The sequence below is a fragment of the Desulfosediminicola flagellatus genome (assembly GCF_005116655.2).
GTDB lineage: Bacteria > Desulfobacterota > Desulfobulbia > Desulfobulbales > Desulfocapsaceae > Desulfopila > Desulfopila flagellata.
The window spans coordinates 4,666,001-4,679,271 of the sequence record NZ_CP050698.1 but is presented as its reverse complement, the minus strand read 5'-3'; the positions used below and the strand labels follow the sequence as shown (position 1 = coordinate 4,679,271).

Annotated in this window: 11 protein-coding genes and 1 pseudogene; 5 read left to right on the top strand and 7 right to left on the bottom strand. The window is 45.8% G+C overall.

What is annotated here, in order from left to right:
* Window positions 1-148 precede the first annotated feature (148 nt).
* From FCL46_RS19350 to FCL46_RS19330, 5 genes are all read right to left on the bottom strand, one after another.
* Window positions 149-1,003, bottom strand: coding sequence for a histidinol-phosphatase (locus FCL46_RS19350; RefSeq protein WP_136805771.1), 855 nt, complete (start codon window positions 1,001-1,003; stop codon window positions 149-151).
* A gap of 233 nt (window positions 1,004-1,236) precedes the next feature.
* Window positions 1,237-2,001 carry a phosphonate metabolism protein PhnP gene (gene phnP, locus FCL46_RS19345; RefSeq protein WP_136805770.1) on the bottom strand — a complete coding sequence of 255 codons (765 nt, stop codon included), beginning with the start codon at window positions 1,999-2,001 and terminating at the stop codon, window positions 1,237-1,239.
* Window positions 2,002-2,088: 87 nt separating this feature from the next.
* The gene (locus FCL46_RS19340; protein WP_167505763.1) at window positions 2,089-3,321 is read right to left on the bottom strand and encodes a tetratricopeptide repeat protein; all 1,233 of its coding nucleotides are present in this window, start codon (window positions 3,319-3,321) and stop codon (window positions 2,089-2,091) included.
* Between the two features lie 214 nt (window positions 3,322-3,535).
* Window positions 3,536-5,800, bottom strand: coding sequence for a carboxyl transferase domain-containing protein (locus FCL46_RS19335; RefSeq protein WP_136805768.1), 2,265 nt, complete (start codon window positions 5,798-5,800; stop codon window positions 3,536-3,538).
* A 27-nt stretch (window positions 5,801-5,827) separates the two neighbouring features.
* Window positions 5,828-7,231 carry a biotin carboxylase N-terminal domain-containing protein gene (locus FCL46_RS19330; RefSeq protein ID WP_136805767.1) on the bottom strand — a complete coding sequence of 468 codons (1,404 nt, stop codon included), beginning with the start codon at window positions 7,229-7,231 and terminating at the stop codon, window positions 5,828-5,830.
* A gap of 411 nt (window positions 7,232-7,642) precedes the next feature.
* Between FCL46_RS19330 and FCL46_RS19325 the strand changes: the two genes are divergently transcribed.
* The 5 genes and pseudogenes from FCL46_RS19325 to FCL46_RS19305 all read left to right on the top strand — a co-directional run bounded on the left by FCL46_RS19325 (window position 7,643) and on the right by FCL46_RS19305 (window position 12,609).
* Window positions 7,643-8,524 (top strand): hemolysin family protein, encoded by an 882-nt coding sequence (locus tag FCL46_RS19325; RefSeq protein ID WP_136805766.1) that lies wholly within the window; start codon window positions 7,643-7,645, stop codon window positions 8,522-8,524.
* Complete coding sequence (lnt, locus tag FCL46_RS19320) at window positions 8,521-10,089, top strand: apolipoprotein N-acyltransferase (protein WP_136805765.1); 1,569 nt, start codon at window positions 8,521-8,523, stop codon at window positions 10,087-10,089. The genes FCL46_RS19325 and lnt overlap by 4 nt, the downstream gene beginning before the upstream one ends.
* 105 nt (window positions 10,090-10,194) lie before the next feature.
* Window positions 10,195-11,305, top strand: a protein-coding gene (prfB, locus tag FCL46_RS19315; protein WP_136805764.1) for a peptide chain release factor 2 whose coding sequence is annotated in 2 segments (ribosomal slippage) — window positions 10,195-10,278 and window positions 10,280-11,305 — 1,110 coding nt in all. Because the reading frame shifts where the segments join, the coding sequence is not laid out codon by codon here.
* 38 nt (window positions 11,306-11,343) lie between these two features.
* Window positions 11,344-11,559, top strand: a pseudogene (locus FCL46_RS28920) (4Fe-4S dicluster domain-containing protein); the annotation flags it as partial.
* Window positions 11,560-11,598: 39 nt separating this feature from the next.
* Window positions 11,599-12,609 carry a (Fe-S)-binding protein gene (locus FCL46_RS19305; RefSeq protein WP_136805763.1) on the top strand — a complete coding sequence of 337 codons (1,011 nt, stop codon included), beginning with the start codon at window positions 11,599-11,601 and terminating at the stop codon, window positions 12,607-12,609.
* Window positions 12,610-12,749: 140 nt separating this feature from the next.
* On the opposite strand, the gene FCL46_RS19300 is transcribed toward FCL46_RS19305, so the two are convergent.
* Window positions 12,750-12,929 carry a hypothetical protein gene (locus tag FCL46_RS19300; RefSeq protein WP_136805762.1) on the bottom strand — a complete coding sequence of 60 codons (180 nt, stop codon included), beginning with the start codon at window positions 12,927-12,929 and terminating at the stop codon, window positions 12,750-12,752.
* Between the two features lie 57 nt (window positions 12,930-12,986).
* Entirely contained in the window at window positions 12,987-13,181 is a 195-nt protein-coding gene (locus FCL46_RS19295; protein ID WP_136805761.1) for a hypothetical protein, read from the bottom strand.
* Between the last annotated feature and the right edge of the window lie 90 nt (window positions 13,182-13,271).

Genomic DNA, 13,271 nt, shown 5'->3' with positions numbered 1-13,271 from the left:
CACGTTGAACTGGTTCGTTGACTGAAAATGCGTGTTGCTCTGACTGTCTGAAAGTGCGCTATTAAAAACGTAGCGCGCTACTAAAAGAATAGCAAGGAGAAAATGAAAAAGGTACCATTGCAATACGATTGCGATGGTACCTTTTCTGTTATTCGTAGGTGATTACTTTGGGTTGTTGCCAGTTTGTGGAAAATCCGTACTCAGCAAGAGTGGCGATAGCCTGATCCATATTGATCTGAATATTGGCGAGACCATGTGAGTCATCACCTGGGACTACAGCGATATCCATTTCACGGGCAATTTTCAGAATAGGTCCCGAGATATATGGCTCTGTGGCACCTTTTAACAGGGAGCGAAGATTAAAATCCATTATCAGGTCAAGCTCTTTAATGAGTTCGAGATTTCTCACAATGCGCTTCATGATTTCCGGTTTCATCAGCCGGGTAGGATAATCTTCGTCAAAAATTCTGATAAGATCAAAATGTCCGACGACCGCAGGTTGCAGGGTTTTGATCATATTGTACTGAATATCAAAGTAGCGACAGTATAATTCATCATACCCACCAATTGCTTCTGCAGTATTATCATACTGTTGTTTCGAATAATCAAAGCCTAAATCGTCGACATAATGGACGGAACCGACAATATAATCTGGCTTAAACCTGGTAATGAGTGCGGGAATGAAGCTGTCGTAGTCGGTGTAGGTTTCGATCTCCATGGCGGCGTAGATCTTTATCTGATCAGCGTACTTTACCTGTAATTGTTTGCATTTCTGCATATAACGATCAAAGCGCTCCAAAAGAAACTCAGGGGTAAAGCCGGCTTCCTGCTGATCTGGGTACAAGAGTTCCTGACTGAAGCCGGGAACGTGCTCGGTGATTCCAACCCATGAAAATCCATGATTAATATATGAGAGTATTATCTTTTCTAGCTGGTCTTTTGCATGGTGGCAGAATTCTCCGCTGTGACCACCATGGACAGATACATACTTCGCGTTTGCCATTGTTTACAAGCCTTATAAGTATCGATTGTGCACGCCTTCCGAAGGCGTTGACAGGGGTGAGAATACCTGAGTCATTTCTGCCTTATGGTGGGAGGAGTGTGGTGCGTAATAGGGGTGAGTTGTCCGATTATTTACCAAAACCGTAGGTTTTTCACAATGCTGCTTTTTGTAAATAATATTTAATAATTTATTTCAGTATGATGCGGCACTGCTGAAAACGTAGTTTATAAATATCACCCAATTTTAATGGTGAGGTTGTCCCTGGCTATTGTAATAGTTTCAGGCAGGTCATTTCCATGCAGCTTCAGCCATTGATCAAGCTCATGATCTATGTGTGTGAAATATGTCTTACCCGGATGAATCTTTTCATGTATTTCAATTGCAGTGCGGATGTCATTATGGTTTGGATGAGGGCAATCAAGGGGAGGGAATGAGCAATCAATAACCATTACATGGGGTTGCCATTCTTTCAGGAAATCTGCAGAGTGATCGGGTAAACCGCTTGTATCAGCAAGCCAGGCCAGTCGGCAGCCGTTGTCTGATGAAATTGCGTAGCCTAGTGTGAGCTTAGAATGATTCAGCGGTAGTGGTGTTATTTCAATATCTGCAAATTTTCGTCTGACAAAAGGTGCGAGAGTATCGCTGAAATCAAGAATTCCGTGATGTTTGAGTAAATCGTCACAGCCATTTTTATCATCGGGACCATGAACCGGCAACTGGTGTTCGCAATGTCCCCAACGCATTGGAAAGAGACCATATACATGATCGATATGGTAATGGCTGAGTATGATTCTGTCGATGCTGCTTCGGGGAAAGCGATCACCAAGTTCGGTTATGCCGGCATCAATGAGGATTGTCTGCTCTATAGTAGCAATCTTGGCACAGGTCGATAAGCGGCGTAGTTTCGGATTGACCCGGGCTTCACTGCAGATTTCGCATTCGCAGCCGTAAACGGGGACCCCTGCACAGTTACCTGTACCAAGAAACTCCAGATCCATACCCTCTCTCCTGAACAGCTCTGAAAGTGATACTCATGTTGGCTGTTATTGTTATCAATATGAAGTGACTACACGTTCTGCTTGCGTCTATATACTATTACTCCACATGCTGACGAATTGCGTATAGGAATACCCGGTATTGTTTTCCAGCCCTTCAGCAAAGTTCATCCCGGTTGCCATATCTGCTAAAATATTTCGGGTGGTGATGATAGAAAATCGATCTATAAGAAAGTCTGTTGCTGATAAACCAAGTGCATAGGCGAGTTTTGCATCGCTTGTGGCGCGTATATTCCCTGGAAGTTTATCAGGATCAACGTTGGGATTACTCCTCAAATAATTTCGTGCGAATTGAAGGCTCTGTTGTTGAGTGTTTTTGTCCATGGAAAAGTATTGAGCGAGTCCTTCATTGAGCCACCAGGGACAGCGATTTGCCATACTGTCGTAGAGCAGGGCATGAGTATATTCATGAGTTATAACTTCTTTGTGTAGCTCAGGTGTAAAGTTTGCGACCGGAATTTTTATCTGGCCTTCATACACTCCTCCAGACCAGCCGGGCGCATTGGTAATAGCCTGATATTTTTCTCTGGTGAGGAGTAGAACAGGTATTTGTCGTTTCGGATACAGCTGAAGTTCCAGGCCAATTTCATACCAGCTGTTTTCGAGGATTTTCCATACATCATCGTAAATTTCCTTTTTCATGCCCTGATCAAAAGTGATGCGGAAGATATGGCTTAATTCTGTGGTTCCCTGTTGCTCGGTGAGTGTTTGTTCATGTATCCGGCTGAGTTTTTTTCGGAGTTGATCGTTGTCCGGGAAAATGTCGAGTGCCTGCTGCCAATATGTGGCAGCATCCTGCAGATTACCTTTGAGGTAGCTTATCTGACCGAGCATTTCCGGATAATGGTGATTGCTTTGATCCAGCTCCATGGCAGAGTAGAAGCTGCTTTCCGCTTCATCGTAACGGGAAAGCTGATAGAATACCATGCCCAATTCACTGTGGATAACAGCATTTGTGTCATCGTATGATAGCGCCTGTTCGAGATATTCAGCCGCCAGCGGATAATTTTTATCGAGCAGTGCTTCCCGGGCCTGGCCTACAAATCCATAAGCAATGTAGTATTGTAGATTCGAGTCAGTTCCCTGCTCATAGTATTGGGGGATCAGTATGTCGATGGCACATTGCCAATCAGCCTTTTGCAGACAGGAAATTGTGGTTCCATCAAGCTTGGCTGGTGGTAAGGTTTCTGCAGCTGTCCCGTCGATCTGTTGTGATAACAGAATAATCAGGACCAGGTTTACGACGCTCAAACGTTTTATCATAGTGGACATACGATGTTGGAGGGTGTGGGATCAGATTAAATAGTACACCTGATGAATATGCGTATAAATTAAGACCTGGGCTAGTGACTGTAAACAGATTTAAACGTAAAATATGAAGAGTGAGAAGTGAGGATGTGGAATAAGGAATAAAAAAAGAGGAGACAGAATATCTGTCTCCTCTTTGTGTATGTACTGAATTATGTCTGGTTGCTGATCATCTGTAGTAGAGGCTTGGGCTACCCATGGTGAGCAGTGCCTTATGCAGATTGCGGCGGAATTCACGCCTGTCCCAGATACCCTGAATATGACCACGTCTTAAGGCATTTCGTGCAGAGTGGTAATCGGGCGGTATGTCGATTCCGGTTGTCTCCCTGATTACACGAGGGCCTGCGAATCCGACCCGGCTGGAGCGAATGGCAAACTGGTAAGGGGAACAACCAAGGAACGATGCAACCGGTCCGGCGTAACTGTTGTTATCATAGACAACAATATAGAGCCCGCCTGAGTCGATATACTCGCGAACTGCCATGGTACACTTGGGCATCTGAACAACACCCAGAGTACCTTCCTGGATGCGGATACCGCCAGTTGTATGCACATACGCAAGCAGCGGACGTTTCTTGCGCTTGGCAAGGGCACAGGCCTGAGCAAATTTCTCGCCTTCAGCACTACCGACTGTTCCATTACGGAAGTCAGAATAGAGCATGGTGGTGACAATTTTTATGTCATTCACTTTGGCATGGAAAGTCAGGTTACCTGCATTTTTACCGGTTTTCTGCTTTGCACCTTCAAGACGCTTGGTGAAACCGGTGTACTCCAGCGGGTTTCCTGAGGAAATGTTGGAGTTAAAGAAGCGGATGGAGTTCTTGTCAAAGATGTTCTGCAGATACCACTGATACTCCAGCGGGAAGTGATGCCCACAGGTCTCGCAGACACCTGCAAACTCGCCATAGAGATCAGGAATCCACAGATCCTTGCAACCCCGTTTTTCATGATTGGGGCAGGTGACCGTACGGTCCTCATTTGCCAGCGGACTGGTGTAGGTGTCAGTCAGCTCAAGTGGGTCAACAGGTCGTGATTCCTCAACCTGCTGTGGAGTATAGGTGATAAGTCGTGTAGGCTTTTTATCTTTCTTCTTGGCCCACAGGTCCATCACAGCAGTGATCGGCTCGGTAAGGCGCTTGATCATTACAGAACCTTCACCTGATACATCCTTGATCACTTTACGAACTTCCTTTTTATGATTCTTAAGGATGTCGTAGCGCAGGTTGTAGTAAATCTTCTCTGTCTTGACTCTGGCAAGGTTATAGGCGTTAAGAGTTGCTTCCGGCTCACCTGTGTAACCACCAATACCCATTGCCCAATATTTCTTAGAGCGCAGTGCGAGAAGACGTTTGATCTCTTCTTTATTGAGATCCCAGGAAACCATTACCTGGTCTTCCTGTTCGACATTGGTCTTTTTGCGACGGATTTCCCATGAACGGAATGCTTTGAAGTTCTTGGTAGTGAGTACAACTTTATCAGTTGCGCGGATCATCTCATTTCGCAATAAGGCAAAAAAAGCAAAATCGTCCCTGCGTGCTCCAAGAGGCGGCTCATGAATTACACGATCGATGGTGCCGTTTTTAATGTTATCATACGCGGTCAGCCTGAGACGGTCTGCACACACTTCGATAAGCTCTTTGGGTACCTTGGAGCCTTCACGAATCTTACCCTCAATAGCCGCAGCACCTTCAGGAGATATTACTGAATAGTATCCGTGGCTGGTCATAAGGCGGTAGTCAGAAAGGCCGATGGCTTCTGCACCACCTGATCCACCTTCTGAGGTCATGGAGATTACCGGTACCCTGAGTTTTGTCAGAGCATAGATATTTCTGGCAATCTGCTGAGCTGCACCCGGATATTCTTCAACCGGATAGGACCCCGGAGTGAAAATATAGCTGTGAACAGGAATACCTTCAGTTTCAGCAACTTTTAAAAATCTAAGTGCCTTTTCATTACCTTCGGGCTTACAGGAACCGCCGTTCCTGAATTCCTCTCCGTGGCCGCTTTCCTGGCCGATGACCATAACAGAGGAGGTGTAGGTCTTGTTTTTTACCCTGCGGACGATAGTCGCTTTGGCACATACCATTGCCGGGTCGACGTTGGCATCTTCTTCACCGCCGAGCTCTGTGTAATCCTCATAGACATTTTCAAGAATGTCCTTGAGGCTGAAACGCTGGATGGAGCGCACAATGCGGACGCGTTCCATTGGCGTGAGGTGCTCTTCTGCCCGTTCTTCAAGAAAGGTAATTGAATCGTGAAGCTTTCGAATTTCACCGCAAAGTTCCTCTTCGGTGTGATCATAGACGGTCTGCTTCAGTTTTTCGCAGGTTGTCTTGAAGCCTTCGAGGTTCCCCCAGTTTGTATAGTCTTTAATCTGGAGCAGATAGTTAATCCGCTCCTCGATTTTGAGAAGTTTTTTCAGTTGATCATTCATATTGTGTTCCGTCTGTTTGGTGTCAGTCTAGAATGCCAGCAGACGATCCAGGTTATTTTTCAAGTAGTCCAGATTCGTGATAATCGGGTTACCGCTTGAATCTTCACCATTGATAACCGTCTCGTCGATGAACTGGGCTGCCCGTGCCTTGGCTTCATCCATGTCTTTTCCCCAGACAAGCGCCAGGGCAAGGTTTGGATCGAAGTCACTGGGGATGGGGTATGCTCGGTCAAAAGGCACGTGGGTATATACTACCGACCAGTCATGTTGCGGAAAGGAGAATTCTGTGATGGTACCGATCCATGGTGCAAAACCACGGCGGGTATCTTCGGCTACGATTCGCAGCTCGATAGATGCACCTCTGAATTCGATGGCATTCTGCTTGTAGCCGATTTTATCACCAAGAGCGAGACGGATCTGCTCACGAATAAGGTTCGGCTGCTCGTCATTGAGATAACTGATTCGGGCTGAAATATCATTTTCAACCTGAATTCGTGTATTCACCTCAAGAAGATATGGCTGGCCTGATCTGGTCACGATCCATTCCCAGGTACCGACGTTGTCATATTTCACAGCGTTGGCAAGTTTAAGGGAATATTCGATGATTTTGTCCATGACCTTTTGTTCATCGAAATCATAATCAAAACACGAATTATGAAAGCCCGGTGCAGCCTCAACCCGTTTCTGACGACCTGTTGACTGGATTGTGCAGTTTCGGGAACTGAAATGCATCCGATCTCCGTGTCGAGAACAGACTAGCTGTACTTCGAGATGATTGAAGTCCCTGATACATTGCTCAATCAGTACGCCACCATCACCAAACTGACGTTTGGCATAGTTTTGTAGTTGTCTATAAGTGCGACGGAACTGTTCAATCTCGGTAACTTCCTCAATTCCCATGCCACCGCCACCAGCTGCTGCTTTTACCAGAATGGAGGGATCTTGTATTCCCTGCTCAACCTGGTCATCAAGAAGCCGCTGTGCGATCTCTTCAGCTTCCATTTCATTATAAATGGGAGCGTCTGTTCCGGGGATTGTCGGGATGCCGAGTTTATTGGCAACACGTTTGGTGTTGATCTTGTCGCCAAGATCTCGTATCACTTCCCAGTTCGGTCCGATAAATGTCAATGCACGGTCGCGAATGGTTGCCCTGCGGGCGAAGCGAAAGTCTTCTGAAAAAAAGCCGTAGCCAGGGTGAATGGCTGTACATCCCGAATAATCGGCGACGGCAAGAATATCGTTGGGGTCTGTATAACTGGTGATTCGCCAGGCGTTCTGGCCTGGTCCGCTGGTAATGTTACGCTGCACATGCTCGGAGTCTTTGTCTGCCTCGGTGTACACGACGGCGTAGTCGAGCCCGAGGTCTATGCAGGCGTTCATTATACGGATGGCGATCTCACCACGATTTGCTATGAGTACCTTTCCTTCCAAGTTTTCCCTCGTAATTTGCAATTGTTGATCTGTGGTTGGGGGGTATTAGCCGATACTAAAAAAACTCCGATCTTCCGTAAAAATTGAAGTATCAGAGCTCGGAGAAATGAAAATCGAGACTACTATAGTCACGCAACGTCAAATAGAAAAGAGATATTATGCACTTTTTCAGACCCATTTGTCAATGCTGGCGTCTATGAGGTGAATTGGACTTTTCTTCTTGACAAGAGTTTTGATTATCCATAGAAGCTAAGCTAGCTGGATTGTTACCAACCAATATAGTTTATTGCTTTTTCATTTCCTCGTGACAATTGTTTGTTTATACAAAAGAATAAATGAGGGATGCTACCGTTTGTAACGGGGGCGTCTGGGGCTTCCCGCCTCAGGCTAAATATTAATTAAAAGTAGACGATGAACACAGAAATAGAATCTGACCAACAGGAGCCCCCTGAACGTAAGGGCTTACTTAAACTGCTGTTATCCAAGGTGCCGTTCGGCCGCCCGGAAACTACCGAAGATCTTGAAAACGAAATACTTGAGTTGCTTGAAGAAGGCGAAGAGCACGGATTGATATCTTCTCTAGAAGAGAAGATGATCAACTCAATTTTTGATTTTCGGGATACACTTGCTGCAGAAATCATGACACCGGCAGCTGAGGTGATAAGCCTTGAAGCATCTACGCCGATGTCTGAAATTATTGATTCGGTCGTTGAAAACGGGTTTACCCGTATTCCCATCCATCAGGAAATCCCCGACAGAGTTATAGGCGTTCTGCATGCTAAAGATCTGTTAAGACTCTGTGCAAAAAAAGATGAGGAGCAGGGGCGAATTGAGGATGTTTTGCGTCCTGTTTTTTTCGTTCCGGAAAATAAGCCTATTGTTGACCTGTTACGCGAATTTCAGATGCGTAAAAATCATATGGCAATGGTAACGGATGAATTCGGCACCGTGCGTGGTCTGATCACGCTTGAAGATATCCTGGAGGAAATCGTCGGCGAGATTGACGATGAATATGATGAAGAACAGGATGCCATAGAAATAATAGATGTGGATACGATTCTTGCTCACGCCCGTCTCGATATCGAAAAAATAGAAGAATATTTCGATGTGGAATTGCCTGAGGGACCGTTTGAGTCCATTGGTGGCCTGGTTATTCATCTGCTTGGTCGTCTTGGTGAAACTGGCGACATAGTGAAAACGGATGATTTGTGTTTTGAAGTACAGAGTGCTTCAGCGCGCCATATAAAGATAGTGAAAGTGCAGCGTATTGGTGCCGGAGAAAACACGGAATGACCGCATTTTTGCGGCGTAGGCCGCTTTTGCTCTCACTGCTGACCGCGGTTTTGCTTTGGTCTGCGTATCCGGGGGGCGGCGAAATCTGGCCGCTTCTGTCCGTAGCGCTTGTGCCGATGCTGGTTGCTTTACCGGAGATGAGCAGCAGGCGGTCAGTTATTGGTGGTCTGGCAACCGGGACTCTGCTTTATCTGCTTCTTTTGTACTGGATAGTAATCGTTCTCGGGCGTTACGGCGGCCTTCCGTTTTTTGTTTCAATACCTGCACTTGTTCTGCTTGCCGTATACATGTCAGTGTATCTGGCCGGTTTTGCCTATGTGGCCAGAATCCTGCTGACCGCTACTCATCCTATGATTTCATTGTTTGCAATTCCTGCGTTGTGGGTCGGTCTTGATTGGTTACGCAGTGTGATGTTCAGTGGTTTTCCGTGGATGGATATCGGTTATGCACTTGCAGGAAATCCGAAAATTATCCAGATTGCAGATCTCTTCGGGCATGGTGGTGTTTCTTTTGTCGTTGTTTTTGTAAATACCCTTGTCGCGCTTATTCTACTGAGCAACAATCGTTTACGATGTACTCTTCAGCTTGGTTTGCCGGCAGCACTTTTACTTGTCCTGACTGCTGTTTATTCAGTTAATCGCTGGGCGTCGGTCCAGGAAACTCTTGCTGCCGAATTGACAGATTCAATTGTGATTGGGGTGGTCCAGGGCAATATTGACCAGAGTGTGAAGTGGGCACCACTTTTTCAGCACCATACCATCACTACTTATGTCGAGAATTCAAAAGCGCTCTTTGCTGATGATCATCCTGATTTATTAGTTTGGCCGGAAACTGCATTGCCTTTGTATTTACAGACCTACAGGGATGTTGCAATTTTTAGTGATTTGGTGAAAGAGCATGATACAGCGCTGTTAACCGGTGCTCCATGGTTTGAAATAATTGACCGAAGCAAGAAAAAAATAAAATATTTCAATAGTGCCCAATTGCTGAACGCTGATGGTTCTTTTGGGGGAAGTTATTATAAATCTCATCTGGTGCCTTTTGGTGAGTATGTACCTCTAAAAAAACTCTTACCGTTTCTTGCACCACTGGTGGAAGCTGTGGGTGATTTCAGTCCGGGCGTGGTAGGTACTCCGCTTGAATGGCGTGGAGCTAAGGCCGGTGTACTTGTCTGTTTTGAATCGATTTTTCCAGATATAGCGAGGGAGTGGGTTCTAAATGGAGCTAATGTCCTGGTCAATTTGACCAATGATGCCTGGTATGGTAAGTCGAGTGCCCCGTATCACAGTATGGCAATGACTGTGTTTCGGGCAGTAGAAACTCGAAGAAGCGTGGTGCGTTCTGCCAACACAGGTATTTCAGGATTTATTGATCCGCTCGGTCGGGTGGAAGCACCAAGTGAAATATTTACCATTTGGGCAGGGGCTGAGAGGGTTGCATTACTCAATGGGAAAACGCATTATGTACGCTGGGGTCACTGGTTTGCTCCTGGCTGTTTCGCAGGCAGCATGTTACTGCTAACAGTCTTTCTGATAAGAAGAAAAAAGACAACACCAGTCGATTAACGTATTATAAAGGACGTATTATAGTAGGGTTGGGTGGTGCTTAGAGGCAACAGAGTTGCCGGGTACCACTCTATATATAAACAACACAGGTTTTGGATAGTAATTATGTCTATAGATACAGGTGCTGGAGTTTCAAAGCAGATTATTAGCGATCTGAAAGGCCGTTTACTGGCCTTGAAGGAGCATCTTTGACTTACCCCGCAAAAAAGAAGAACTGGAAAAACTCGAACGACTGACATTGGCTCCCGATTTTTGGAATGATGCGGCCAATGCCCAGAATGTGCAGAAGGAGCACGGCCAGATTCAGGATGTAATAAAAGAGTGGGAAGCGCGCTGGGACGATCTTGAAGAGATTGAACTCTTGCTGGAAATGGCAGTTGAAGAAGGTGATGCTGATTCAGAAATTGAGGTCGCTGAGAGACTCCGGGCAATGCGGGAAGAGATTTCTGTGGCTGAGGTTGAGTGCATGTTCAGTGGTGAACATGATAGCAACAACGCTATAATATCCATTCATGCAGGTGCCGGTGGTACCGAAGCTCAGGACTGGACGGATATTCTGTTGCGCATGTACCTGCGATGGGCTGAGGATAAAGCTTTCAAAACAGATATTCTTGACTATCTTCCAGGTGATGAGGCCGGTGTTAAGGGCGTTACCCTGCTGATCAAGGGACGTAATGCATATGGGTATATGCGTTCGGAGTTGGGTATTCACCGCCTGGTTCGAATATCGCCATTTGATTCAAGTGGTAGAAGGCATACATCGTTTGCATCAGTCATGGTTATGCCCGAGCTTGATGATAGTGTAAATATTGATATTGATGACAAAGATCTGCGCGTTGACACCTACAGGGCAAGTGGTGCCGGTGGGCAGCATGTCAATAAGACCGATTCCGCTATTCGACTGACGCATTTGCCTACAGGTGTTGTGGTACAGTGCCAGAATGAACGGTCGCAGCATCGTAATAAAGATATGGCTATGAAGATGCTTGCAGCACGGCTCTATGAACTGGAAAAACAGCGACAGGCTGAACAGCAGCAGGGCTTGAGCGGGGACAAGAAAGAAATCGCCTGGGGGAGTCAGATCAGGTCGTATGTCCTGCAGCCGTATAGGATGATAAAGGATCACCGGACAGACCAAGAGGCTGGTAATGTTGATGCTGTTCTTGATGGTAAAATAGATCCGTTTATCAAGGCGTACTTGTTGTGGAAGAAATAGTTTACTGTTTTAGCTGGAAATTCAGGGTTATGTGAGGCATCGTTATTATAAAAATCACAAAAGAAACCCAGCGTTGTGCTAAATGTGGTTCCTGTACTGTTGTCTGCCCGGTTTACCTGGCAAGCGGCGGAAAAGAGTTCTACTCCGGCCGAGGCAAAAAATATCTGCTCGAAACTGTAGGAAAAACGGGAGAGGGGAGTCCCTCTCCCGTTTTTGAAGACATATTCTCTAAATGTCTGCTTTGTGGAGCATGTGTCAAGGCCTGCCCGCGTGATGTTGATATTACAGGTGAGGTGCGTCAAGCCCGGGCCGGTTTCAGTGCCTTTTACGGCGAACACGGCTACAAGAAATTTCTGGCCAGAAAAGTTCTTGAAAAGGCTGGATTGCTGAGTGTAGTAAGAAAATTCGGCAGATCATTTTCACCACTCCTGGAAAAAACTCTTCCGGCTGAAAGCGGCCTCAGATTACAGCTGGCAATTTTTGACCATAATATTACTTCAAGAAATCTCCCCGAGATGAAGTCTGAAACTGAGGTTGATGTCGCTTTGGAACCTCTGGTCTATTTCCCCGGTTGCAGTGCGAGCCACCTCTATCCGGAGATTGTTGGTTCCTGCAAATCCCTATGTAAATCTATTGGTTATTCTCTCGTTGTCCCCAGGGACCTTGCCTGTTGCGGTGTGGCGATGGATGCGGCGGGTGATCCGGAGACGGCAGAAAAGCTTGCAAAGAAAAATGTCCTCGCTCTTGAAAGAACCTCAGGTAGCATTCTCGTTTCGTGTGGCTCCTGCTTTGCCCATCTGAAACGATATGTTGAGATCCTGTCTCAAGAACCGTTATGGAAGGAGAGGGCAGAATATGTCTGTGAGAGGCTCGTTGAAATAAATCAGTTTCTAGATCAATGGATGCCCCGAAATACTACGGGTACTCATAATGCTACTGATATCCAGAAAACAAAAGTATTCTATCACGACCCGTGTCATTTGCGAAATGAACTCAATATTACCCGTGAACCACGAAATATTCTGAAGAGGTTTGAGGCAATTGAACTCATTGAACTTGATGACGGCCCGCAATGCTGCGGTCAGGGAGGGTTGTTTCACCTTGGTGCACCTGAACTGTCAGCAATAATACGTGACGATCTTGCAGACAAAGTCCTGGCAAAGGAACCGGAGATTATTACTAGCAGTTGTTCAGGTTGTCTGATGCAGTGGAAAACTGCTATAGCTGCAAAAGGACGTAATATACCCGTGCTGCATCTGGCAGAACTCGTCGGCCGCGCGCAAGCCGATGACCTTTCTTTTTAAAAAACAGTCAGGCGATTACCCTGTTTCTTCATCTCATTGACACTGTGGAAAAAGATGATTCTGATGGTAACTCCAAGGTTTCCCCTGATGTTTCAGCACTCCCCGATCTGATAAAAAATGCTCAATTTCTGGTTAAACCTTTAATTTGAGCCTAGAACCGGTTTTGCTTCCAGCCCGCCTGCATTCATTTTTATCCCCTTCCATAATGATCGCCCAACAAGCGATATGCCCCGAATTACCATCAAAGTTAACGGAAGAACGAGAGTCATAGTTACCGGAATGAGCCAGATGATGACGATGTATTCGGATATATTCAACATGGTATTCTCCGTTGTGGATTTGAATGTATGATATTGTTAACAAATCGATAGATTGTGCTAATTACTCGTGGCTGATAATGAAGGTTCTTCGTTGATATGCAGCTTTTCTGCCTCTTTCTTTACTGTGTGACGTCTGCCCGGACGTATTGCATAATCAATGGTCCAAACAAAAAGAACAACCATTGGAAGAATGAGGTTCAGTGCAACCGGTATAAGCCAGATAAAAATGATGTACTCTGTTAACCATGACATAATCTACCTCCCCGTCGATTATTAGATTTCAGGCATGAATCCATGAAGGCCCTTATATTACAAGGGCTGTTGAAATAGTTTTATGTATGA